Raw genomic sequence first — 22,190 nt, 5'->3', positions numbered from 1 at the left:
GTGGTCACGTGGCCGATGCCGTATTTGGCCGCCACTTCCTTGGTCTTGTCCAGGTCGCGGCTGATCAGCGAGACCACTTCCACGCCGTCGATGTTTTGGATGCCGTCCAGGTGTTTGATGCCGAAGGCGCCGGCACCGGCGAGTGCGACTTTGATGGTTTTGCTCATGAGGTTCTCCTATGGATTCCGTTCGCCCTGCGTTTGTCGAAGGGCGGCAAATACAGGCCTGGGCGAGGGCTTCGACAAACGCCGCCCGAAGGGTGGTTTATGTGTTTTCGAGGATCAGATGGCCCACGGCCGTGTTCGAGGCCGGCACATGGTAGAAGCGGTGCGCCACTTTTGGCGCAGAGCCTCCGGCCACATCGGCCATGGCGCCGCGCGCGATGTGCCACATGACCAGTTCAATGCCTTCGCTGCCCGCTTCTCGCACGTAGTTGATGTGCGGAATGCTGGCTGCGCCCTCGGGGTCGCTGATCATCTGGTCCAGAAAGGCGTTGTCAAAATCTTTGTTGATGAGCCCGGCACGCGGCCCCTGGAGCTGGTGGCTCATGCCACCCGTGCCCCAGATGTGCACGTTCAGATCGGCGTCGTAGCTCTCGACCGCCTTGCGGATGGCCTTGCCCAGATTGAAGCAGCGCATGCCGCTGGGAACCGGGTACTGCACCACGTTGACCGCAAACGGGATCACCGGGCACGGCCAGGCCTCGGGTTGACCACACATCAGCGACAGCGGCACCGTCAGGCCGTGGTCCACGTCCATCTTGTTCACGATGGTGAGATCGAAGTCCTGCTGGATCACCGACTGCGCGATGTGCGAGGCCAGGTCCGGGTGTCCGATCACCTTGGGCACCGGGCGCGGCCCCCAACCCTCGTCGGCCGGTTGGAACTCGGCGGCGGTGCCAATGGCGAAAGTCGGAATCATCTCCAGACTGAAGGCGGTTGCGTGGTCGTTGAAAACGAGAAACACCACGTCCGGCTTGTTGTCCTTCATCCATTGCTTGGAAAAGTCGTAGCCTTTGAAGAGCGGCTGCCAGTAGGGTTCCTGCGTCTTGCCCAGGTCGAGCGCCGCGCCGATGGCGGGCACGTGGGATGTGAAAACGGATGCGGAAATATGTGCCATGGGTTCAGTGCTCCTTCTTGCCTGCCGCGCCTTGGGGCTGGTGTTGTGCCTGGGCGTCGCCGTCTTCGCCGATCACCCGATTGCCTTGTGCCGAACGGCCACCGCTCACCATCATGTGGCGGTATTCGTCTTCGGTCATGCCGGTCATGGAGCCGGCCATCTGCTGGAAGCTCTTGCCGTCTGTGGCGCCGATCTTGGCCAGGAAGTAGATGTTGCCACCCAGGCGGATGCACCAGTTCAGATCGCGCGCCAGCACGGCCTGCTTTTGCTCTTCGGTCATCGCCCACTGGTCCAGATAGGCCCGCTCGTCCGCCTTGAACTGCTCGCGGTTCTCGGCCTTCATGAGCGACATGCAAAACTGGTTCAGCCAATAGCCCTTGCGGGACTGCTCGGCATCAAAGATGGTCGTGCCGGGCACGTCGAGGTAGGGTTTATCTAAAGACATTGCTCGCTCCTTGTGGCTGTGTGCGTCGATCCACCCTCGCAGGGGTGGTCATTTGAACGCCCATTCAACCCTTGTTTTCTTCAGGCCAATAGAGGCGCATCGGGTTGTCGACCAGCAGCTTGCGCTGCAGTTCGGGCGTGACCGCGATGTGCGGAATGAAATCGACCAGCAGGCCGTCGTCGGGCATGTGGTCTTTCAGATTGGGGTGCGGCCAGTCGGTGCCCCAGAGCACGCGATCCGGAAATTCTTCGACCACTTTGCGTGCGAAAGGAATCACGTCGGTGTAGGCGTTTTGCTCACCGTCGAGCGCCTTGGGACCGGTCACGCTCAGGCGCTCGGGGCAACTCACCTTGCTCCACACGTTGGGGTGCTGGCGCATGAACTTCAGGAACAGCTCGAACTCGGGGCCGTCCACCGGCTTGTCCACACTGGGGCGGCCCATGTGGTCCACCACCACCGTGGTGGGCAGCGCGGTGAAGAAATCCCACAGCTCGGGCAAATCCACCGCTTCGAAGTAGATCACCACATGCCAGCCCCAGGCCTTGATGCGGGTGGCGATTTCGAGCAGCTCTTCTTTCGGTGTGAAGTCCACCAGGCGCTTCACGAAGTTGAAGCGCACACCGCGCACACCGGCGTCGTGCATGGCCTGGATTTCGGCATCGCTCACGCTGCGCTTGACGGTGGCCACACCGCGTGCCTGGCCACCGCTGTTCACCAGCGCATCGACCATGGCCCGGTTGTCGGCGCCGTGGCAGGTGGCCTGCACCACCACGTTGCGGGAAAAACCGAGGTGGTCGCGCAGCGCGTAGAGCTGCTGTTTGGACGCGTCGCAAGGCGTGTACTTGCGCTCGGGTGCGTAGGGAAACTCGGCCCCCGGGCCAAACACGTGGCAATGCGCGTCCACCGCGCCAGCGGGCAGCTTGAACGCCGGCTTGGCCGGGCCGGTGTACCAGTCCATCCAGCCTGCGGTTTTGGTGAAGTCACCAGTAGTGGGTTTGCTCATTCAATTCTTCTCGCTATTCGATGACGAAATGTCTTAACCAAGAACACCGCAGAACCGCCCTTCGTCGTGCTCAGGACGGGCCACCAGCACCGCCCCCTGGAGGGGGTCGCGCGCAGCGCGGCAGGGGTGGGCCAATTTCAATCTACGTACTTCAGGCCCAGCGCCGCCAGCGGCTCGCGCATCTTGTACAGATCCAGACCCAACACGCCGGCTTCAAATTTGGCGCGCTTCTCGCCTTCGAAGCTCTCGCGTTTTTCAGCCGCATCGGCCACCTTCTGCGCCATCGCAGCCGGAACCACCACGATGCCGTCCACATCGGCAACGACCACATCGCCCGGGTTCACCAGGGCACCTGCACAGACCACCGGAATGTTCACCGAGCCCAGCGTGGCTTTGATGGTGCCTTTGGAGTGGATTTCCTTGCTGAAGACCGGGAAGCCCATTTTTTCCAGCTCGTCCACATCGCGCACACCACCGTCGATGATCAGACCCTTGGCGCCGCGCGCCTTGAACGAGGTGGCCAGCAGGTCGCCGAAAAAACCGTCGGCGTTGTCGGTGGTGCAAGCGGCCACGGCCACGTCGCCTGGCTGCAGCTGCTCAGCGCCCACGTGCATCATCCAGTTGTCGCCGGGTTGCAGCAAGATGGTGATGGCCGTGCCACACATCTTGGCGCCCTTGTAGATCGGCCGCATGTAGGGCTTCATGAGGCCCACACGGCCCATGGCCTCATGGATGGTGGCCACGCCGAACAACGACAGCTTGTCCACGGCTGCCTTGTCGGCGCGCACGATGTTGCGTTTGACGATTCCGAGCTCGTACATGATCAATGTCCTTTGGCTTTGAGTTGCGCGTCCAGGCGCGGGAACACGCGGCGCGCATTGGCCTCGTAAATCTTGTGGCGGTCGTCGCCCACGACGATGGTCGAGGATTCGATGTAGCGCTTGGTGTCGTCGTAGTAGTGGCCAGTCTCGGGGTCGATGCCGCGCACGGCGCCGATCATTTCCGAGGCGAACAAAATGTTGTCCACCGGGATCACCTTGGTCAACAGATCAATGCCGGGCTGGTGGTACACGCAGGTGTCGAAGAAGACGTTCTTCAACAAGTGGTCTTTCAGCAAGGGCTTTTTCATCTCCTGCGCCAGACCACGGTAGCGGCCCCAGTGGTAAGGCACAGCGCCACCGCCGTGCGGAATGATGAAGCGCAATTCGGGGAAGTCGGCGAACAGGTCGCCTTGAATCAGCTGCATCACCGCAGTGGTGTCGGCGTTGATGTAGTGGGCGCCGGTGGTGTGAAAGCAGGCGTTGCAGCTGGTGCTGACGTGGATCATGGCGGGGATGTCGTACTCCACCATTTTCTCAAAAATCGGGTACCAGGCCTTGTCGGTCAAGGGCGGGCTGTTCCAGTGGCCGCCCGACGGATCGGGGTTCAAATTGATGCCCACATTGCCGTATTCCTTGACGCACTTTTCCAGCTCAGGGATGCAGCTGGCGGGATCAACACCCGGGCTTTGCGGCAGCATGGCGGCGGGCACGAAGTGGTCGGGGAAAAGCTGCGCCACGCGGTAGCACAGCTCGTTGCAGATCGCCGCCCAGGTGCTCGACACATTGAAGTCGCCGATGTGGTGCGCCATGAAGCTGGCGCGCGGGCTGAAGATCGTCAGGTCCGAACCACGCTCCTTCATCAGGCGCAGCTGGTTGAGCTCGATGGACTCGCGCAGCTCGTCGTCGCTGATTTTCAGGTCGGCCACTTTGGGCATGCTGGCCGGGTCTTTGATGCCGGCGATCTGCTGGTTGCGCCAGTTCTCCAGCGCCTTGGGTGCCGTGGTGTAGTGACCGTGGCAGTCGATGATCAGACTCATGGGTTGGGTTCCTCTGTGTGTTCGCGCACCGTCGGTGCGGGATTCAGGCCGGCGTCATGCCATGCCGCTGCTTGACCTCGCCGGCCTGCGGCGAATTCATGAAATCGAGCAAAGCCTTCACCTGCTGCGCCTGCGGCGAGCCCGCAACCAGGTGAACGGGAAGCCCGGCGGAAAAAACGGTGTTGATCTGGATCGCGGGCGGCAGCGGGCCCAGCACTTCTATGCCTTCAACGTTCAGCAACTCGCTCAATTGCTGAAAGCCCAGCGCGACCTCGCCACTGGCCACCAGCGCGCCCACCGGCACACCGGGGCGCGCCTGCACGGTGCGGTCTTTCAGAGTGTCGGCAATGCCCCAGCGTTCAAACAGCTGCATCAGTGCCACGCCGCTGGGGCCGGTCGAATAGCCGATGCTGCGCGCACCCAGCACGGCCTGGCGCACAGCCGCTTCCGATCCCAGGTCGGGCCGTTCGGCACCGGCGGGCACCGCCACGGCCACGCCTGAGCGCACCAAATCGACCCGGCTGCCGGCTTGCAGATGACCGGCCGCGACGAGTTTGTCGATCGCGTCCGAGGCCAATACCACCAGGTCGAACAGCTCGCCCGCCTGCACCCGCTTGAACGCGTCCACACCACCCACCGCTTCGATGGCCACCTGGCCGCCATGAAGCGCCTCGAAGCCACGCGCCAACTCCGCCAGTACGGGACGGGTCGCCATGGAGGAAATGCCTTGGATGCTGTTTGAGGGTGTCTGGGTCATGTCTGTCGCTGTGGAACGGTACTGGATTGTGGCGGCGCAGCCCTAGCCTATCCAGCCCCCGTCGGCGCTAGCAGCTAGAACAAAGGTATATATCTATGATGGAGGTATTCATAGAGGCACAGCATGGACCTGAAACAACTCGAATACTTTGTGCGTGTGGCCGAACTGGGCAGCTTCACGCGCGCCGCCGTGGCGCTGGACGTGGCGCAGCCCGCGCTGTCCCGGCAAGTGCGCCTGCTGGAAGTCGAGCTGCGCCAAAACCTGCTGGTGCGCAATGGCCGCGGCGCCACGCCTACCGAAGCCGGCAAGCTGCTGCTGGAGCACGGGCGCGGCATCCTGCACCAGGTCGCGCGCACGCGCGAAGAAATGGGTCGGGTGCGCGGAGCGCTGGCCGGGCGTGTGGCCATTGGTCTGCCGCCCAGCTTGGCGCGGGTGCTCACCGTGCCGCTCACCCGTGCCTTTCGGGCGCAGCTGCCCCAGGCCAGCCTGTCGATCACCGAAGCCCTGTCGGTCACCACCCAGGAGTGGCTGCTGACGGGGCGCATCGATCTCGCCGTGCTCTACAACGCGCAGCCCACGCCTGAGATGGAGACCACGCCCTTGCACGACGAGGAGCTGATGCTGGTGCAGCAGCGCCCCCAGGGCCTGGCCGAAGACCCGCCGCCCTTGCCGATTTCGCTGGCCGAAGTGGCCCACCTGCCTTTGGTGATCCCGAGCCGCCCCAATGCCATCCGCATGCATGTCGAGACCGAAATGGCCGGCATCGGCTGCAAACCCACCATCGCGCTGGAGATCGACGGCGTCGCAGCCATCCTCGATCTGGTGGCCGACGGTGCCGGGTGCGCCCTGCTCTCGCGCAACGCGGTGGCCAGCTCGGTACGGCCCTCCCTGTTCCAGACCCGCGCCATCAAGGACCCGCCGCTGCTGTCGCGCCTGAGCATTGCCACCAGCTTGCTGCGCCCCAGCACCTTGACGCAAAAGACCACTTTGGCCTTACTCAAACAAGTCACCGCCAGCGTGCTGAACCGCACCTGAACAGGCCTGTGTGCGCCTCATTCGGTCGCACACAGCACCAAACTGGGTGGTTTTAGCCCCGTTGACTTGAATAATTCATATCAATCCGTTATGCTTGCTACCGTTTCCATATCTCATTCGATATGAAACTATTCTGTGCCGTGCCCCGATGGGTGGCCAGGAAAACCACCCGATCACTCGTTGGGCGACCCTTTGCGGTCGGCTTTTCTTTTTTTGGTAGCCCTGTGGGCTGCCACGCGATCGGTTCGTAGCCCCCGGGTGGCTCGAGCCCTTCCAGCGCGCGCGGGCGGCAAATGCCGCATCGCGCGCGTTCAGTCAGGACGACTTACCCAGGCATGACCCTTTCCCAGCGGACCACCTACACACCCCACACGCCCCCGGCCGGCTTTCGATTTCGAAGCACCAGCGCCGCGGATGGCGCTGCGCTGTGGCGCCTGGTGCAAGCCAGCGGCACCCTCGAACTCAATTCGGCCTACTTCTACCTGCTGTTGGCGACCGACTTCGGGCGCACCTGTCTGGTGGCCGAAAACGATACGGGCGTGGTTGGCGCGGTGATCGGCTACCACCCGCCCGAGCAGGCCCACACGGCCTTTGTTTGGCAAGTCGCGGTGCACCCCGATTGCCGTGGTCAAGGACTGGGGCCGGTGCTCTTGCACCAGTGGCTGGATCTGCCAGCCAACCGCACCTGCACCTGGGTCACCGCCACGGTGGAAGACAACAACGCGCCTTCGCAGGCGCTGTTCAGGCGCTTTGCCCGTGAGCGCGGTGCGCCTCTTCAGACACAGCCTTTGTTTACCCCCGACCTGTTTCCCCAGGACCATCCGGCCGAGCCTTTGCTGCGCATCGGACCGATCGAACGCCTGCCTCCCTGATGACCCGCGGCTGCGCGCCGCACAGAACCGCCGCCCACACCGGTCCAGGCCGCTGCATGGGCACACGTTTTCCCATTTTTTCAGAAAGGAACTGTATGAATACTTTTGAACAACACGAATCCGAGGTCCGTGGCTACTGCCGCAACTTCCCCGCCCTGTTCGCCTCCGCCAAAGGCGCATGGATGACCGGCCACGATGGCCGCCGCTACCTGGACTTTTTCGCCGGTGCCGGTGTGCTGAACTACGGCCACAACCCCGACAAACTCAAGAGCGCGCTGCTCGAATACATCGAGCGCGACGGCATCACCCACAGCCTGGACATGTACAGCGAGGCCAAACAAGCCTTCATCGACCGCTTTCAGTCGGTGATCCTGGCGCCGCGCCAGCTGTCCTACAAGATGCAATTCCCCGGCCCGACCGGCACCAACGCGGTGGAAGCCGCGCTCAAGCTGGCGCGCAAAGTCACCGGACGCGAGCAGGTGGTGAGCTTCACCAACGCCTTTCACGGCATGACGCTGGGCGCACTGGCGGTGACCGGCAACGGCTTCAAGCGCGCCGGGGCTGGCGTGTCGCTGCAAAACACCTCGTCCATTCCGTTCTGCGGATTCATGGGCGACGGCCCGGACACCCTGGATTTCTTTGAAGCCATGCTCAACGACAACGGCAGCGGCATGGAAATGCCAGCCGCCGTGATCGTGGAAACCGTTCAGGCCGAAGGCGGCGTCAACGTGGCCAGCGTGGGCTGGCTGCAGCGCCTGCGCAAGATCACCGAAGAACACGGCATCGTGCTCATCGTGGACGACATCCAGGTGGGCTGTGGCCGCACCGGCAAGTTCTTCAGCTTCGAAGAAGCCGGCATCGTGCCCGACATGGTGACGCTGTCCAAATCGCTCTCGGGCTACGGCATACCGATGGCCCTGGTGCTGATCAAGCCCGAGCTCGACCAATGGGCGCCGGGCGAGCACAACGGCACCTTCCGTGGTCACAACCCCGGCTTCGTCACCGCCACCAAGGCGCTGGACTATTGGGAAAACGACTGGCTGGAGAAATCGGTCGGCCACAAAAGCAAGATCGTGCGCGAGCGTTTGCAGCAAATGGTGGACCGCATGGACGTCGCCGCCGAAGTGCGTGGGCGTGGCCTGATCTACGGCATTGCGTTTGAAGACCGCGAGATCGCACCCCAGGTGTCGCAGGCCTGCTTCAAGGAAGGCATGGTCGTTGAAACCGCCGGCATCGAAGACAACGTGCTCAAGCTGCTGCCCAGCCTGACCATCAGCGACGAAGACCTGGTGCTCGGCCTGGACACGATCGAGAAATGCCTCGGCAACGTGCTCAAACAAGGTCAGCGCAAGTCCGCCTGAATACCTGAACACCTGAAACCCAATAGGAGAGAAACAACATGATCGTGAAACACCTGGACGACATCTTAGGCACCAGCGCCGACGTGGACACCGAAGGCTGGACCAGCCGCCGCCTGATCTTGAAGAGCGACGGCATGGGTTATTCGGTGCACGACACCGTGATCAAGGCCGGCGCCGAGCTGGACATGCACTACACCAACCACCTGGAAACCGTGTACCTGACCGAGGGCGAGGGCCAGATCGTGGACCTGGCCACCGGGCAGACGCACGACATCCGGGCCGGCACCTTGTACGCACTCAACCAGCACGACCACCACATTCTCAAAGCCAACAAGGGCACCCACATGCGCATGGTCTGTGTGTTCAACCCCCCGTTGACCGGCCAGGAAGTGCACGACGCCACCGGCGCCTACGCGCTCAGCGATTGATTTGAAGGAGGCATTGGTCTTGACCACAACACCCACGACACCCACATCACCCGCCGCAACAGCAGGCACCCCCGACCGCTACCCATCACGGGTGGCCGAACACCCCAGTTTGAGCAACCGGCAAGACCCGGTGGTCTACGGCGGCGTGAACGACGGCCCGCTGACCGAAAGCCAGCTCGGCTTCTACCTGGACAACGGCTACCTGAGCCTGGACCAGCTGTTCAGCCCCGCCGAACTCAGCAGCTACCTGCTGGAGCTGGAACGGTTTCGCTCCGACGAACAAGTCAAGGAAACCCCCGAAGCGGTGATCGAGCCCGAGAGCCGCGAACTGCGTTCCATCTTTGCCGTGCACAAGCAAAGCCCGGTGCTGCTGCAACTCTGCGGCCATCCCCGCCTGGTGGCGGTGGCGCGGCAACTGCTGGGCAGCAACGTCTATCTGCACCAGTCGCGCATCAACTACAAAGGTGGTTTTCGGGGCAAGGAGTTCTTCTGGCACTCCGACTTCGAGACCTGGCACATCGAAGACGGCGTGCCCGCCATGCGCATGCTCAGCTGCTCGATCAGCCTCACGCCCAACACCGAACACAACGGCCCGCTGATGCTGATCCCGGGTTCGCACCACCGCTATGTGTCCTGCGTGGGTCCGACCCCGGAAGACCACTACAAGGCTTCGCTCAAGCGCCAGGAAGTCGGCGTGCCCGACGACGACAGCCTGACCCAGCTGGTGCACGAGTTCGGCATCGCCTCGCCTTTGGGGCAAGCCGGTTCGGTCACCTTCTTCGAGTGCAACGTGATGCACGGCTCCAACTCCAACATCACACCCATGCCGCGCAGCAATGTGTTCGTGGTCTACAACAGCGTGGACAACACACCGGTGGCGCCTTTTTGCGGCCTGGCGCCGCGCCCGAATTTCATCGCCGAGCGCGAAGACTTCACACCCCTGAGCTTGCCGGGCGAGGCTTGACGCCTCGGCCTGTTTCCACACCAACCCAAGGAGAAACCCCATGAAGCACACCACGTTCACCCGCCGCGCCCTCGTCGCCTTCGCAGGCGCCGCCACCCTGCTGGGCTCCAGCCTGGCAGCCGCCGAGACCACGCTGGAGCGTGTCCAGAAGCAGGGCTACATCCGTGTCGGTTTCGCCAACGAAGCCCCCTACGCTTTTGCCACTGCCGACGGCAAGCTCAACGGCGAATCGCCCACCGTGTTTCGCCACGTGATGGAACAGCTCGGCGTGAAAGAGGTGGATGGCGTGCTCACCGAATGGGGCGCCTTGATTCCCGGGCTGAAAGCCGGTCGCTTCGATGCCATCGTGGCTTCGATGTACATCACGCCCAAGCGCTGCAAGCAAATCGCCTTCGCCAACCCGACCTACGGCATCGGTGAAGCGCTGATTGTCAAGAAGGGCAACCCCGACGGTATCAACAACTACGGCGATGCCGTGGAGAAGAAGCTGAAGATCGCTTTTGTCGCCGGCACCGCCGAGATCGACCATGCCCGCCTGGCCGGCATGAAGCGCGCACAGGAAGTCACCGTGCCCAACTTCGCGGCGGCTGTGGCCACCGTCAAATCCGGGCGCGCGTCGGCAGCGGCGTTTACCTCGTTGACGGCCAAGGACCTGGCCAGCAAGGACGACGCTATTGAGCGCGCAGAACCCTTTACCTTCACCCACGAAGGCAAGAAGTACAAGGGTGAAGGTTCGTTTGGCTTTCGCATGGCCGACACCAGCCTGCGCGACGCGGTCAATGTCGAGCTGGCCAAGTTCCTGGGCACGCCCGAGCATTTGAAGATGGTCGGCGCCTTCGGCTTCGACGCGTCCAACCTGCCGGAAAAAACCGCGGCCCAGCACTGCGCCGGCGAATAAGCCCGGTCGCGGATGCCCACCGGCCACCGGACCACGCTGGTCACCGCCATTCTGTGCTTCGCGGCCGGTCTGGTGCTGGCCAGCTTCAGTGATCTCGCCGACTTCCTGCCCGAGCTGCTGCGCGGCGGCCTGATCACCCTGCAAGTGACCGCCGGTGGTGCGGTGCTGGCCGTGGTCGCTGCGTTCACGGCGGCGCTCTCGCGCCTCTATGGCCCGCGCCCGGTGCGCTGGCTGGCCGCCGCCTACGTGGAGGTCTTCCGGGGCACCTCCGCCCTGGTGCAGCTGTTCTGGCTGTTCTTCGTCTTGCCCCACTTTGGTCTCACGCTCTCGCCCATGGTGGTTGGCATCGCAGCGCTGGGGCTGAACGTGGGCGCCTACGGTGCAGAGGTGGTGCGTGGCGCCATCGGCTCGGTGGTGCGCGGCCAGTGGGAAGCCACGGTGGCACTCAACCTCACGCGCGCGCAGGCGCTGCGCCGCATCATCCTTCCGCAAGCCTTCGTGGCCATGATTCCGCCCTGGGGCAATCTCTTCATCGAACTGCTCAAGGCCTCCTCGCTGGTGTCCTTGATCACCCTGTCGGATCTTGCCTTCAAGGCCCAACAACTCAACCAGAACACCTTGCGCACCGCAGAAGTGTTCAGCACCGTGTTGCTGATGTACCTGGCGCTGTCGGTGCTGATCACCGTGGCCATGCACGCGCTGGAAACCCGCGCCGCACGCGGCTTGCGCCGTGGAAGGGTCGGCTGATGGGACCCAAACTCTGGGACTGGGCTTACGCCTGGGAAGCTTTCCCGCTGCTGGCCGAGGCCTCGATCATCACGATCAAAGCCACGCTGATGGGCTTTGTGGTGGCGCTGACGGTGGGATTGCTGTTCGCCATCGGCCGCATGGCCGGGCCGACGTGGTCGCGGGTCGCCGTGGGTGGCTTGGTGGAGTTCATCCGCTCCACGCCGCTGCTGATCCAGATCTTTTTCCTCTACTACGTGATGCCCGAGTTCGGACTCACGATGGATGCCATGCTCACCGGGGTGCTGGCGCTGGGCCTGCACTACGGCGCCTACTGCTCCGAGGTGTACCGCGCCGGCCTGGCCAATGTGCCCAAGGGCCAGTGGGAGGCGAGCACGGCGCTCAACCTCTCGCCCTGGACCACGTTCAAGGATGTGATCCTGCCGCAGGCGATTCCGCCCGTGGTGCCTGCGCTGGGCAACTACCTGGTGGCGCTGTTCAAAGAAACGCCACTGCTGTCGGTGATCGCGGTGCTGGAGCTGATGCAGACCGCCAAGATCCTGGGCTCTGAGACCTTTCGCTACGTCGAGCCGATCACGCTGGTGGGTGTCTTCTTCCTGGTGTTCAGCCTCGTATCTGCCGCACTGATCCGGCGCGTGGAGCTGCACCTCAACCAACGCATGGGACGACGCACATGAGCACCATCGCCACCGATACCGATACCGCCCCTGCGGCTCAACCCGAAGTCCAGCCCATGGTGCGCTTTGACAAGGTCACCAAACGCTACGGCCCTCTGACCGTGCTGGACAAACTCGACCTGGAGGTCGGCGCCCACGAGAAGGTCGCCATCATCGGGCCATCGGGGTCGGGGAAGACCACGGTGTTGCGCATGTTGATGACGCTGGAGACCATCAACGACGGCCTGATTTCGGTCGACGGTGAACCCCTCACCCACATGCAGAAAGAGGGCCAGCTGGTGTCGGCCAACGCCGCCCATTTGCGCCGCATGCGCAGCCACATCGGCATGGTGTTCCAGCACTTCAACCTGTTCCCCCGCATGAGCGCGCTCAAAAACTGCATGGAGGCGCCGGTCACGGTACTGGGTCTGAGCAAGGACGAAGCCCGCGCCCGCGCCACCGACCTGCTCGACCAGGTGGGCCTGGCCGACAAGCTCGACCACTACCCCTCGCAACTCTCGGGAGGCCAGCAGCAGCGCGTGGCGATCGCGCGGGCGCTGGCGATGCGGCCCAAGGTGATGCTGTTCGACGAGGTCACCTCGGCACTCGACCCCGAACTCTGCGGCGAGGTGCTGAGCGTGATCCGCAGCCTGGGCAAAGAGCACCAGCTCACCATGTTGATGGTGACCCACCAGATGGGCTTCGCGCGCGAATTTGCCGACCGTGTGTGCTTCTTCCACGGTGGCCGCATCGAGGAACAAGGCCCGGCGCAGGCTTTGTTCGAGAACCCACAAAACGAACGCACGCAGCAGTTTCTGCGCGCCGTGATGGAGGCGGTTTAGAAGCGGCTTAGCGCCGGCGAAGGTCAGCTGTCGTTGGCGGCGGGACCACGTGCTGCCAGCAAACGATCGGCATACGCCTGCCAATTGGGCTGGGCGCCCAGCCCCTGGAAAAGACCGGCGCGCGCCTGCGCCGCCATCCAGTCGTGCTTCTCTGCAATGGCGGACGCCATCCAGGGCTCAAAGCCGGCCTCTTGCACCGTGTTGGCCACTTCGCGCATTTCTTCGGCGCGGCGCTTGCCGTGCTGGGCCACGCGGCTGAAAAAATAGCCGCCCTGCTGCTGCCAGTCAATGGCCGGAAAGGTTTCTTGCAGGGTGGCGATCATGGCGTCTTCGACGCCGTAGTGGCGCGCGGTGGTGTAGCTCTCCAGCACCAGGGCCTCCAGCCCTTTGATCATCACGCTGCGGCACATCTTGGTGGCCGATGCCACGCCAATGCGCTCACTCACCACCGTGGCATCCATGCCCAACGACCGCAATTGCTCGGCCAGACGTGGAGCGTGGACGCCGCCCAACAGCATGGGAACGCGCAAACCATAGGGCGGCACCGAGGTCATGACGCCCGCTTCCACATAGTGCGCACCGGCGGACTCTATGACCGCTGCGGCCTGCTGTTTGGTGTGCGGAGACGCGGAGTTGAGATCGAGAAAAAAGCTGCCCGGCTGCAACACCCGGGCCGCAGCCTGCGCCACCGCCAGCGTGCTCGAGGCGGTCACCGCCGAGATCAGCAGGGTGCTGCCTTCGCACAGGTCGGCCAGGCCAGCGCAAAGGTGTACGCCCGCTGGTTGCGCCTGCTCGACCGCCTTGGTGCGCCAGAGCGGGTCGTCCATCTGGACGTCCCAGGCGCCGGTCCAGGCCACACCAGCGGTCTGCAAGCCCGCGCCGAACACCCGGCCGACTTCGCCATACCCCAGCAAACCCACACGAAGCGCATCCATGTTGGTGTCTCCTTCGTCTTCTTTCTGCCGCCGCCTTGATCGTTTCGTCAAGGCGTCTTCGTTCACTGGCGCGGGATGCCTGCGCGCTCGATCACGCCGCTCCAGCGTCGGATGTCGGCGCTCAGCAATTCAGCGCCCTGCTCGGGCGTGCCCGAACGCGGCTCGATGTTGAGATCGGTCAGCTTCTTGATCACCGCAGGGTCTTTGAGCGCGGCGACGATGTCCTTGTTCAGGCGGTCCACCACAGCGCGTGGGGTCTTGGACGGCACGGCCAGCGCATTCCACGAGGAAGCGATGAAACCGGCCACGCCACTTTCAATGGCCGTGGGCACCTCAGGCAGTACCGCAGAACGCTTCTCGCCCGTCACCACCAGGGCGCGCAGCGCCTTGGCCTGGATCTGCGGCAAGACCGGTGCCAGGATTTCCACCGCCACGTCCACTTGGCGGCCGCGCAAGGCGCCGATCAGGGCTGGCGTGCCGTTGAAAGGAACGATTTGCACATCGATACCAGCGGTGCTCTTGAACAATTCAGCGGCCAGGTTTTGCGTGCTGCCGATGTTGATGCTGCCCACATTGAGCTTGCCCGGATTCGCCTTGGCGTAGGCGATCACGTCGGCCAGCGTCTTGAACGGGGACTCGGCGCCTGCCACCACGGCGATGTCAAAAAAGCCCAGCGTGGACACCGGCGTGAGATCTTTCACCGTGTCAAAAGGCAGGCTTTTGAACAGGCCGGCCGTGACCGCCGTGCCGTTGGACATCAGGAACATGGTGTGGCCGTCGGGATCGGAGCGCACCACGCTGTCGGCGGCGACGACGCCGCCGGCACCCGGCCGGTTGTCCACCACCACCGACTGCCCCAGCGACTCACCCAACTTTTGCGCCACCGCCCGCGCGGTCAGGTCCCCCACGCCACCCGGGCCAAAGGGCACCACGATGCGCAAGGGTTTGACCGGGAAGGCCTGCGCCAGGACCGAAGTGCCGGTCAACGCGATGGCCGCCGCGAACGCGCCAGCCAGCAAGCCGCGCAGTGGGCGGAATGTGTGCAGATTCATCGAAGTCTCCAAATAGGGGGTATGGGGGTCAGGGTACTGGAAGCCTACGCAATGTAGCCACAACAAAAAGGGCCTGCAACCGGATGCAGGCCCTAGCTGTTATGCCCTTGCGCGATAGGCGGTGTTCACAGGCGCAAGACGAACAAGGTGATCGAGGGAAACAGTGCGAGGATGAACACACGCACCAGATCGCTGGCCACAAAGGGCATCACGCCCAAAAAGGTTTGCGAAATCGGGATTTCCTTGGCCAGGGAATTGATCACGAACAGGTTCATACCCACGGGCGGCGTGATCAACCCGACCTCGACCACGATCAACACCAGGATGCCGAACCAGATGGCGAACTCCTCGGGCGGCAGCCCGAAGTCCAGAGCGGACACGATGGGGAAAAAGATCGGTATGGTCAGCAGGATCATGGACAGCGAATCCATCACGCAGCCAAACACCAGGTACACCAGCACGATCAGGAACAACACCATCCAGGGGCTCAAGCCGGCCTGGACCACCATCTGTGCCATTTCTTGCGGCAGCTGCGACAAGGCCAGGAAGGTGTTGTAGAGCCCCGCGCCCAGCACGATCATGAAGATCATGCCGGTGGCCACGGCCGTGCCCAAAATGGCGCCCATCAGGGTTTTGCGGGTCAGACCACCGCTGAACCAAGCGGCCAGGCCAGTGCCGAAGGCACCGACGGCAGCACCCTCGGTCGGGGTGAACAGCCCGGTGTAAATGCCGCCCACCACGGCGACGAAGATCACCAGCACCGGCCAGACTTTGGCGGTGGCGGCCCAGCGTTCCTTCATGGGCATGGGCGGCATGAAGCCTGCGCTGTCGGGTTTGACCCGGACGTAGATGGCGATCACCACCATGTAGCCGATGGCCGCCAGAATGCCGGGCACAAATGCCGCCAGGAAGAGCTTGGCGATGTTTTGCTCGGTCAGGATGGCGTAGATCACCAGAATCACCGAAGGTGGAATCAAGATGCCCAAAGTGCCACCAGCCGCCAGACAGGCCGTGGACAAAGCACCCGAATAACCCGCGCGCTTGAGCTCGGGCAAGGCGACCTGACCCATGGTGGCGGCGGTGGCCAGCGACGAGCCACAAATCGCGCCAAAGCCGGCACAGGCGCCCACGGCTGCCATGGCCACGCCGCCTTTGCGGTGCCCGATCCAGGCCTCTGCGGCCTTGAAAAGCGCTTGCGACAGGCCGCCCAATGCGGCGAATTGCCCCATCAGCAAGAACAGCGGAATCACCGACAGCGAGTAGCTGGAAAAGGTGCTGTAGGTCACCTGCTTGAGCTGGCTCAGGATCGGGTCGATGTTGCCGTAAACGGCCCATGAACCAACCAGGCCGCAGAGCAGCATCGACAGCCCGATGGGCACGCGGATGAAAATCAGGACGAGCAGGATCGGAAACGACCAGGCCGCGAGTTCGATACCGCTCATTTCAATGGCCTCCCAGGGTTTCAACCGACCAGCCCGCAGGCGGCGAAGCCAGCCCCAGCTGGGTCATCGTCTTGGCAATGTATGCCGCACAACCGATCACGGCGCCCACCACGCAAAAAGCATAGGCCCACCAGATCGGCATCTGCAAGATAAACGTGGTTTCCATGTACTCACGCTTCTCCAACATGCCCTCCCACAGTTTCCAGGTCATCACCAGCCAGACCCCGAGCATCAGCAAGTCGCTGACCGTGACCACCGTGCGCTGCACCCCACGCGGCAAATGCATGTAGAGCAGGTCCACCGTGGCGTGCCCGTCGCGCAAGTAGCACCAGGGCATGAAATAGAACACCGCGATGGCGGTCGCCACCTCGGCCAATTCAAAGTCGCCCGGTATCGGCCCCAGGCCCACACCGATCAAAGCACGGCCCGTGACGCTGATCACGATCATGAGCGTCAGCACAACCAACGCAAAGCCACCAAACACGGCCGACCACTTGGCCAACCGGTATATCGAACCAATCATTCTTGTTTCCTTGACTCACTGTTTGAGGGCACAAAGGGAGTCCGATTGTCCCCCATGCCCGCCTGCGCCCTGCAGCCTTGCATCAAAAAAGGCCAACCGCCTGCGCGGATGGCCTTTTCAGCGCGCAGAAGACTTACTTCGTGTACTTCGCCACCAAAGCGCGTGCTTCTGCCGCGAGCTTGACGCCGTCGACGTTCTTGCTCTTCATTTCGGCCACCCAATCGGCCTCCACCACGCTGGCGGTACGGCGCCAGCGCTGGGTCTCGGCTGCGCTCAGGGCAACGATGTTGTTGCCGGCCTTTTCGGCAAGCGCACGCCCCACTTTGTCGCCCTCGTCCATGGCCCGCCCGAACATGGCCGCGGTCTGGATGCCCGAGTTGTTGTCGATCACCTTCTTCAAATCGGCAGGCAATTTCTCGTAGGCGGCCTTGTTCATCGAGAAGGCGAAGGTCGAGTTGTACAAACCGTTCTCACCAGCAAATGTGGTGTGGTTGCGAACCAATTCCTGCACCTTGAGAGCGGGCGTCACTTCCCAGGGAATGGTGGTGCCGTCGATCACGCCTTTGGACAAGGCCTCGGTCACCGCCGGCACCGGCATGCCCACTGGCGTGGCACCGAGCTTGGTCAGCATGTTGTTGATGATGCGGGAACCGCCGCGGATCTTCATGCCGTTCAGGCTTTCCAGACCCGTGACCGGCGTCTTGGTGTGGAACAGCCCTGGGCCATGGGTGTGCACGGCGATCAGCTTGACGTCCTTGAACTCGTCGGCGGCAAATTTTTCAACGTACTCTTGGATGGCCTGGGAAGAGGCTTCGCCCGTGGTCGTCAAAAAGGGCAATTCAAACACTTCGGTCTTGGGAAAACGGCCCGGCGTGTAACCCAACACGGTCCAGGTCAGGTCCACCACACCATCGCGCGCCTGGTCAAACAGCTGCGGCGGCGCACCACCCAGTTGCATGGCGTGGAAGAGTTGGATCTTGATCTGGCCATTGGACTCGGCTTCGACTTTTTTGGCCCAGGGAATCAGTGCCCGGGCCGGGATGGTCGCTTGCGGCGGCAACATTTGGTGCAGGCGCAAAGTGACCTGCTGCGCCATGACAGCGCTGCTGGCCAAAGCGGCCAAAGCAAACGCGGCAGCGCGAATTTTGAGCATTTTCATGGAGTCTCCTGTCTTGAGTCGGATCGATGGGACAAAGGGAAATGCGCGGGCCGCTCGTCAAATGTCAAACGCCCAAGCGAGCCTGCACTTTCCGCGTCTGCCGCGCTTTCTGCAAGCCCAAAATCCATCCGGTAGATAGAACAGATTTGAATACCAGCGGCTCAGTTGTGCAGAAACTGTCAGGGTAAACACCTGGGTGCTCTTGGCTGCGTTCGCACGGCAAGCCCCGCCCACAGGGGTAACCAGGCGCCGATCAGGTCACCGCTTCGCATGGTGGTTCAAGCGCGGCACCGAACCGGTCAACGCGGCCAACCTAGGGAAAACACCGAGATCAAAATTTCCGGGTTTTCTTGATTTGATTATTTTTCATAACCATAATGGCAGCACCCATTTCGCAACATCCATCCCATACGCCATGAGCACCAAGAACCCCGACCTGACCCTGACCCTGCGTGGCGAGCAAGCTGAGATTGCGCTGATCACCCTCAACCGCCCTGCCAAACGCAATGCCTTGAACGACGGCCTGGTGCTGGCTCTGCGCGACGTGTTCCAGAACCTGCCCAGCGGCGTGCGCGCGGCGGTCGTCCATGGCGAAGGCGAGCACTTCTGCGCCGGGTTGGACTTGTCCGAACTGCAAGAGCGCGACGCCGGTCAAGGCATGCAGCACTCCCGCATGTGGCACGCCGCGCTCGAATGTGTGGAGCGTGGTCCGGTGCCCGTGATCGCGGCCTTGCACGGCGCGGTGGTGGGCGGTGGCCTGGAGCTGGCCAGCGCCTGCCACATCCGCGTGGCCGACGACTCCACCTTCTACGCCTTGCCCGAAGGCACGCGCGGGATTTTTGTCGGCGGTGGTGGCTCGGTGCGCATTCCCAAACTGATTGGCGTGGCCCGCATGACCGACATGATGCTGACCGGCCGTGTCTACGACGCCGCAGATGGTGAGCGCATTGGCCTGGCGCAATACAAGGTGCCCGCTGGCACGGCGCTGGACAAAGCGCTGGACCTGGCCAAACGCATCGCCACCAACGCGCCCCTGACCAACTACGCCCTGATGCACGCCTTGCCCCGCATCGCCGAGCAGCCCGCAGACCAGGGCTTTTTCACCGAAGCCATGATGGCCGCCATTGTCCAGTCCGCTCCCGAAGCCAAGGAGCGGGTACGCGCGTTTCTCGACGGCAAAGCCGCCAAGGTTCAGAAAAGCTGAGCACCCAGCACACACACCGCACAGAAGAAGAACCGCACGGAGACCGCATGAGCAGCACGAAATTCCGCCCCATGACCTTTGGCGTCACCCGGGTCACCTTGAAAGAAGGCCAGCCTGGCACCCGCTACCTGAGTGCAGACCAGACACTGGCGCCCTACCCCGAGCGCCTCACCGACCGGCTCCAGCACTGGGCCACCACCACGCCCGACCAGTTGTTCATGGCGCGCCGCGAGCGGCTGCAAGATGCCGATGGCCGCACGCAGTTGGGCGAGTGGCGGGAAATCCGTTTCGATGAGGCATGGCAAACCGCGCGGCGCATCGCCCAGGGTCTGATCGACCGTGGTCTGTCCGTGGACCGGCCGGTGGTCATCCTGAGCGAAAACAGCCTGGAGCACGCTCTGCTGTCGCTGGGCTGCATGGTCGCCGGTGTGCCCTTTGTGCCCACCTCGCCGCCGTATTCGCTGGTGAGCCAGGATTTCGAGAAGCTGCGGCACGTGCTGCGCACGGTCACTCCCGGGCTGGTGTTCGCCTCCGACGCGCGCTACGCCAAAGCCATCGCAGCCACGGTCGACGCCGACACCGAAGTCGTGCTGGTCGAAGGCGAAGTGCCGGGCCGCAGCAGCACCCGTTTTGAGCAACTCACCGCCACGCCGGCCACGCCGGCGGTGGATGCCGCCATGGCGGCCACGGGCCCAGACACCATCGTCAAGTTCCTGTTCACCAGCGGTTCGACCAAGATGCCCAAGGCGGTCATCAACACCCACCGCATGTGGTGCGCCAACCAGCAGCAAATGGCGCAATCCATGCCGGTGCTGGCCGAAAAGCCGCTGGTGCTGGTGGACTGGCTGCCCTGGAACCACACCTTTGGTGGCAACCACAACGTCGGCATGGTGCTGTTCCACGGCGGCACCCTCTATATAGACGACGGCAAGCCGACCCCGGCCCTGATGCACGAGACCTTGCGCAACCTGCGCGAGATCGCTCCCACTGTGTACTTCAATGTGCCGACCGGCTTCGAGGCCATTGCCCTGGCCATGCAGACCGACGACGCGCTGCGCAAACAGTTGCTGTCGCGGGTGAAGATGTTCTTTTATGCCGGCGCCGCGCTGGCCCAGCCCGTGTGGGACAGCCTGTTCGCTTCACAAGAACGCGAGATCGGTGAACGCATCGTCATGGCCACCGGCCTGGGCATGACCGAAAGTGGTCCGTTCGGTATTTTTGTGACCAGCCCGCACGTGCGAGCCGGCGATCTGGGCGTGCCCACGCCTGGGCTGGAACTCAAGCTGGTCGACCACGACGGCAAGACCGAAGTGCGCTACCGCGGTCCCAACATCACGCCGGGCTACTGGCGCGCACCCAAGGACACGGCCGAGAGCTTTGACGAAGAAGGCTTTTTCTGCACCGGCGACGCGGTGCAGTGGATAGACGAGACCGACATACACCGCGGCCTGCGCTTCGATGGCCGGATCGCCGAAGACTTCAAGCTGGCCACCGGCACCTTTGTGAACGTGGGCCCGCTGCGCGCCAAGGTGATCGCTGCCGGTGCGCCGTATATCCAGGACGTGGTGGTCACCGGCATCAACACCCGCGAAGTGGGCGCCATGGTGTTTCCCACACAAGCGGTGCGGAGCTTGAGCGGCCTGGACGCCTCGGCACCCATGACCGAAGTGCTGTGCAGTGCGCCGGTGCTGGCCCATTTCCAGACCGTGCTCGACACCCTGGCCCAGAGCGCCACCGGCAGCGCCAACCGCGTTGCCCGCCTCTGCCTGCTGTCGGAGCCACCCACCATCGACTTGGGTGAAGTGACCGACAAAGGCTCGATCAACCAGCGCGCGGTGCTGACCCACCGCGCCGACACCGTGGCCGCACTGCACGCGGACCAACTGCATTTCATCCTCAAGCCCCGGGTCTGAGGCCACCAAGCGCCCGCCCCCACTTTCACAGGAACACCCATGAGCACCCCCGGTTTTTTCAACGCCTTCGGCGACGTCTGGATACTCGACGGCGTGCGCACGCCCATGGCCGACTATTGCGGCGCCTTCAGCCAGATATCTCCCACCGATCTCGGCATCAAGGCCGCGCGCGAGGCCTTGGGCCGTGCGGGCGTGCCCGCTGCCCACATCGGCTCGGTGATCGCCGGCAATATGGCACCAGGCGACTTCTTCCAGTTCGTGCTGCCGCGCCACATTGGTCTGTACGCCGGTGTGCCGGTGCAGGTGCCGGCCATCATGGTGCAACGCATCTGCGGCACCGGCTTTGAGCTGTTTCGCCAGGCTGGTGAGCACATCCAGGGCGGCGCGGCCGAGGTGGCGCTGGTGGTGGGCACCGAGAACATGACGCGCAACCCCATTGCCGCCTTCGACCACCGCAACGGCTTCAAGCTCGGCGCACCCGTGGCCTTCAAGGACTACATGTGGGAGGCTTTGCTGGACCCGGCGCCCGGCATCAACATGATCCAGACCGCCGAGAATCTGGCCAAGAAATACGGCATCACCCGCGAAGCGGTGGACGCCTTCGCCAGCGCATCGTTTGCCAAGGCGGTGGCGGCGCAGCAGTCGGGCTTTCTGGCCGGCGAAATCGTGCCGGTGGTGAACGAGACTTTTGAGCTCGAAGGTTACGCACCGCGCGCCATCCGCTTGCAAGGCAAGATCAGCGAATTGGCGCAGGACACCCACCCGCGCCTATCGCCCCCCGAGGTATTGGCCAAGCTGCGCGCGGTGCACGCCGGTGGCGTGCAGACCGGGGGCAACAGCTCGGCCCTGGTCGATGCGGCAGCCGCTTGTGTGGTGAGTTCGGGCCGCTACGCCAAGGCCGAAGGCAAAAAGCCGCTGGCCCGTGTGGTGGCCGCCGCCGCCGTGGGCGTGCCGCCCGAAATCATGGGCATTGGGCC

Annotated in this window: 24 protein-coding genes; 12 read left to right on the top strand and 12 right to left on the bottom strand. The window is 63.4% G+C overall.

All coding sequences use genetic code 11. The features are described from left to right. From ABYB95_RS01960 to ABYB95_RS01930, 7 genes are all read right to left on the bottom strand, one after another. A partial coding sequence (locus tag ABYB95_RS01960; RefSeq protein WP_372656746.1) for a Gfo/Idh/MocA family oxidoreductase occupies window positions 1-167 on the bottom strand: 167 nt, incomplete at its 3' end. A gap of 97 nt (window positions 168-264) precedes the next feature. Continuing rightward, entirely contained in the window at window positions 265-1,119 is an 855-nt protein-coding gene (locus ABYB95_RS01955; protein ID WP_372656745.1) for a class III extradiol dioxygenase subunit beta, read from the bottom strand. A 4-nt stretch (window positions 1,120-1,123) separates the two neighbouring features. Beyond that, window positions 1,124-1,564 carry a protocatechuate 4,5-dioxygenase subunit alpha gene (gene ligA / locus ABYB95_RS01950; protein ID WP_372656744.1) on the bottom strand — a complete coding sequence of 147 codons (441 nt, stop codon included), beginning with the start codon at window positions 1,562-1,564 and terminating at the stop codon, window positions 1,124-1,126. A gap of 64 nt (window positions 1,565-1,628) precedes the next feature. Further along, entirely contained in the window at window positions 1,629-2,567 is a 939-nt protein-coding gene (locus ABYB95_RS01945) for an amidohydrolase family protein (RefSeq protein WP_372656743.1), read from the bottom strand. A 137-nt stretch (window positions 2,568-2,704) separates the two neighbouring features. Beyond that, window positions 2,705-3,388, bottom strand: coding sequence for a 4-carboxy-4-hydroxy-2-oxoadipate aldolase/oxaloacetate decarboxylase (gene ligK / locus ABYB95_RS01940; RefSeq protein WP_066089259.1), 684 nt, complete (start codon window positions 3,386-3,388; stop codon window positions 2,705-2,707). A gap of 2 nt (window positions 3,389-3,390) precedes the next feature. Then, window positions 3,391-4,425, bottom strand: a complete 1,035-nt coding sequence (locus tag ABYB95_RS01935) for an amidohydrolase family protein (protein ID WP_372656742.1) — start codon at window positions 4,423-4,425, stop codon at window positions 3,391-3,393. Window positions 4,426-4,468: 43 nt separating this feature from the next. Further along, complete coding sequence (locus ABYB95_RS01930; protein WP_372656741.1) at window positions 4,469-5,140, bottom strand: substrate-binding domain-containing protein; 672 nt, start codon at window positions 5,138-5,140, stop codon at window positions 4,469-4,471. Window positions 5,141-5,305: 165 nt separating this feature from the next. On the opposite strand from ABYB95_RS01930, the gene ABYB95_RS01925 reads away from it, so the two are divergent. The 9 genes from ABYB95_RS01925 to ehuA all read left to right on the top strand — a co-directional run bounded on the left by ABYB95_RS01925 (window position 5,306) and on the right by ehuA (window position 12,985). Further along, window positions 5,306-6,217, top strand: a complete 912-nt coding sequence (locus ABYB95_RS01925; protein ID WP_372656740.1) for a LysR substrate-binding domain-containing protein — start codon at window positions 5,306-5,308, stop codon at window positions 6,215-6,217. A gap of 335 nt (window positions 6,218-6,552) precedes the next feature. Beyond that, window positions 6,553-7,089: a diaminobutyrate acetyltransferase gene (gene ectA / locus ABYB95_RS01920; RefSeq protein ID WP_372656739.1), complete on the top strand. Its 537-nt coding sequence runs from the start codon at window positions 6,553-6,555 to the stop codon at window positions 7,087-7,089. Window positions 7,090-7,184: 95 nt separating this feature from the next. Continuing rightward, the gene (ectB, locus tag ABYB95_RS01915) at window positions 7,185-8,450 is read left to right on the top strand and encodes a diaminobutyrate--2-oxoglutarate transaminase (protein WP_372656738.1); all 1,266 of its coding nucleotides are present in this window, start codon (window positions 7,185-7,187) and stop codon (window positions 8,448-8,450) included. A gap of 38 nt (window positions 8,451-8,488) precedes the next feature. Beyond that, complete coding sequence (locus ABYB95_RS01910; RefSeq protein WP_372656737.1) at window positions 8,489-8,878, top strand: ectoine synthase; 390 nt, start codon at window positions 8,489-8,491, stop codon at window positions 8,876-8,878. Between the two features lie 19 nt (window positions 8,879-8,897). After that, complete coding sequence (gene thpD / locus ABYB95_RS01905) at window positions 8,898-9,842, top strand: ectoine hydroxylase (protein ID WP_372656736.1); 945 nt, start codon at window positions 8,898-8,900, stop codon at window positions 9,840-9,842. A gap of 40 nt (window positions 9,843-9,882) precedes the next feature. Continuing rightward, window positions 9,883-10,740 carry an ectoine/hydroxyectoine ABC transporter substrate-binding protein EhuB gene (ehuB, locus tag ABYB95_RS01900; RefSeq protein WP_372656735.1) on the top strand — a complete coding sequence of 286 codons (858 nt, stop codon included), beginning with the start codon at window positions 9,883-9,885 and terminating at the stop codon, window positions 10,738-10,740. A 12-nt stretch (window positions 10,741-10,752) separates the two neighbouring features. Then, window positions 10,753-11,487: an ectoine/hydroxyectoine ABC transporter permease subunit EhuC gene (gene ehuC / locus ABYB95_RS01895; RefSeq protein WP_372656734.1), complete on the top strand. Its 735-nt coding sequence runs from the start codon at window positions 10,753-10,755 to the stop codon at window positions 11,485-11,487. After that, on the top strand, window positions 11,487-12,164 hold the full coding sequence (gene ehuD / locus ABYB95_RS01890) for an ectoine/hydroxyectoine ABC transporter permease subunit EhuD (protein ID WP_372656733.1): 678 nt from the start codon (window positions 11,487-11,489) through the stop codon (window positions 12,162-12,164). Before ehuC ends, ehuD begins: the two co-directional genes overlap by 1 nt. Then, window positions 12,161-12,985, top strand: coding sequence for an ectoine/hydroxyectoine ABC transporter ATP-binding protein EhuA (ehuA, locus tag ABYB95_RS01885; protein WP_372656732.1), 825 nt, complete (start codon window positions 12,161-12,163; stop codon window positions 12,983-12,985). The genes ehuD and ehuA overlap by 4 nt, the downstream gene beginning before the upstream one ends. A 23-nt stretch (window positions 12,986-13,008) precedes the next feature. On the opposite strand, the gene ABYB95_RS01880 is transcribed toward ehuA, so the two are convergent. From ABYB95_RS01880 to ABYB95_RS01860, 5 genes are all read right to left on the bottom strand, one after another. Continuing rightward, a complete protein-coding gene (locus ABYB95_RS01880) occupies window positions 13,009-13,920 on the bottom strand; it encodes a DUF1932 domain-containing protein (protein WP_372656731.1) in 912 nt (303 codons plus the stop codon). Between the two features lie 62 nt (window positions 13,921-13,982). Further along, the gene (locus ABYB95_RS01875; protein WP_372656730.1) at window positions 13,983-14,972 is read right to left on the bottom strand and encodes a Bug family tripartite tricarboxylate transporter substrate binding protein; all 990 of its coding nucleotides are present in this window, start codon (window positions 14,970-14,972) and stop codon (window positions 13,983-13,985) included. A 125-nt stretch (window positions 14,973-15,097) separates the two neighbouring features. Next, on the bottom strand, window positions 15,098-16,414 hold the full coding sequence (locus ABYB95_RS01870) for a TRAP transporter large permease (RefSeq protein ID WP_372656729.1): 1,317 nt from the start codon (window positions 16,412-16,414) through the stop codon (window positions 15,098-15,100). A gap of 1 nt (window position 16,415) precedes the next feature. Beyond that, window positions 16,416-16,937, bottom strand: coding sequence for a TRAP transporter small permease (locus ABYB95_RS01865; RefSeq protein WP_372656728.1), 522 nt, complete (start codon window positions 16,935-16,937; stop codon window positions 16,416-16,418). Window positions 16,938-17,070: 133 nt separating this feature from the next. Further along, entirely contained in the window at window positions 17,071-18,096 is a 1,026-nt protein-coding gene (locus tag ABYB95_RS01860; protein ID WP_372656727.1) for a TRAP transporter substrate-binding protein, read from the bottom strand. Between the two features lie 415 nt (window positions 18,097-18,511). On the opposite strand from ABYB95_RS01860, the gene ABYB95_RS01855 reads away from it, so the two are divergent. The 3 genes from ABYB95_RS01855 to ABYB95_RS01845 all read left to right on the top strand — a co-directional run. Next, entirely contained in the window at window positions 18,512-19,300 is a 789-nt protein-coding gene (locus ABYB95_RS01855; RefSeq protein WP_372656726.1) for a crotonase/enoyl-CoA hydratase family protein, read from the top strand. Window positions 19,301-19,347: 47 nt separating this feature from the next. Next, window positions 19,348-21,213: a feruloyl-CoA synthase gene (locus ABYB95_RS01850; RefSeq protein ID WP_372656725.1), complete on the top strand. Its 1,866-nt coding sequence runs from the start codon at window positions 19,348-19,350 to the stop codon at window positions 21,211-21,213. A 39-nt stretch (window positions 21,214-21,252) separates the two neighbouring features. Continuing rightward, a partial coding sequence (locus ABYB95_RS01845; protein ID WP_372656724.1) for an acetyl-CoA C-acyltransferase occupies window positions 21,253-22,190 on the top strand: 938 nt, incomplete at its 3' end.

The organism is Hydrogenophaga sp. (genome assembly GCF_041633695.1).
GTDB lineage: Bacteria > Pseudomonadota > Gammaproteobacteria > Burkholderiales > Burkholderiaceae_C > Hydrogenophaga.
Note: the sequence above shows the minus strand (reverse complement) of the source record. Positions and strands in the feature narration are given on the sequence as shown.

Bases quoted from the DNA above. Each gene is read 5' to 3' on its own strand.
- ABYB95_RS01925 (WP_372656740.1), top strand. From the start codon at position 5,306: ATGGACCTGAAACAACTCGAATACTTTGTGCGTGTGGCCGAACTGGGC.
- ehuA (WP_372656732.1), top strand. From the start codon at position 12,161: ATGAGCACCATCGCCACCGATACCGATACCGCCCCTGCGGCTCAACCC.
- ligA (WP_372656744.1), bottom strand. From the start codon at position 1,564: ATGTCTTTAGATAAACCCTACCTCGACGTGCCCGGCACGACCATCTTT.
- ABYB95_RS01955 (WP_372656745.1), bottom strand. From the start codon at position 1,119: ATGGCACATATTTCCGCATCCGTTTTCACATCCCACGTGCCCGCCATC.
- ABYB95_RS01850 (WP_372656725.1), top strand. From the start codon at position 19,348: ATGAGCAGCACGAAATTCCGCCCCATGACCTTTGGCGTCACCCGGGTC.
- ABYB95_RS01880 (WP_372656731.1), bottom strand. From the start codon at position 13,920: ATGGATGCGCTTCGTGTGGGTTTGCTGGGGTATGGCGAAGTCGGCCGG.
- ectA (WP_372656739.1), top strand. From the start codon at position 6,553: ATGACCCTTTCCCAGCGGACCACCTACACACCCCACACGCCCCCGGCC.
- ehuB (WP_372656735.1), top strand. From the start codon at position 9,883: ATGAAGCACACCACGTTCACCCGCCGCGCCCTCGTCGCCTTCGCAGGC.
- ABYB95_RS01860 (WP_372656727.1), bottom strand. From the start codon at position 18,096: ATGAAAATGCTCAAAATTCGCGCTGCCGCGTTTGCTTTGGCCGCTTTG.
- ABYB95_RS01945 (WP_372656743.1), bottom strand. From the start codon at position 2,567: ATGAGCAAACCCACTACTGGTGACTTCACCAAAACCGCAGGCTGGATG.
- ligK (WP_066089259.1), bottom strand. From the start codon at position 3,388: ATGTACGAGCTCGGAATCGTCAAACGCAACATCGTGCGCGCCGACAAG.
- ABYB95_RS01870 (WP_372656729.1), bottom strand. From the start codon at position 16,414: ATGAGCGGTATCGAACTCGCGGCCTGGTCGTTTCCGATCCTGCTCGTC.
- ABYB95_RS01930 (WP_372656741.1), bottom strand. From the start codon at position 5,140: ATGGCGACCCGTCCCGTACTGGCGGAGTTGGCGCGTGGCTTCGAGGCG.
- ehuD (WP_372656733.1), top strand. From the start codon at position 11,487: ATGGGACCCAAACTCTGGGACTGGGCTTACGCCTGGGAAGCTTTCCCG.
- ABYB95_RS01910 (WP_372656737.1), top strand. From the start codon at position 8,489: ATGATCGTGAAACACCTGGACGACATCTTAGGCACCAGCGCCGACGTG.
- ABYB95_RS01875 (WP_372656730.1), bottom strand. From the start codon at position 14,972: ATGAATCTGCACACATTCCGCCCACTGCGCGGCTTGCTGGCTGGCGCG.
- ABYB95_RS01935 (WP_372656742.1), bottom strand. From the start codon at position 4,425: ATGAGTCTGATCATCGACTGCCACGGTCACTACACCACGGCACCCAAG.
- ectB (WP_372656738.1), top strand. From the start codon at position 7,185: ATGAATACTTTTGAACAACACGAATCCGAGGTCCGTGGCTACTGCCGC.
- ehuC (WP_372656734.1), top strand. From the start codon at position 10,753: ATGCCCACCGGCCACCGGACCACGCTGGTCACCGCCATTCTGTGCTTC.
- ABYB95_RS01865 (WP_372656728.1), bottom strand. From the start codon at position 16,937: ATGATTGGTTCGATATACCGGTTGGCCAAGTGGTCGGCCGTGTTTGGT.
- ABYB95_RS01855 (WP_372656726.1), top strand. From the start codon at position 18,512: ATGAGCACCAAGAACCCCGACCTGACCCTGACCCTGCGTGGCGAGCAA.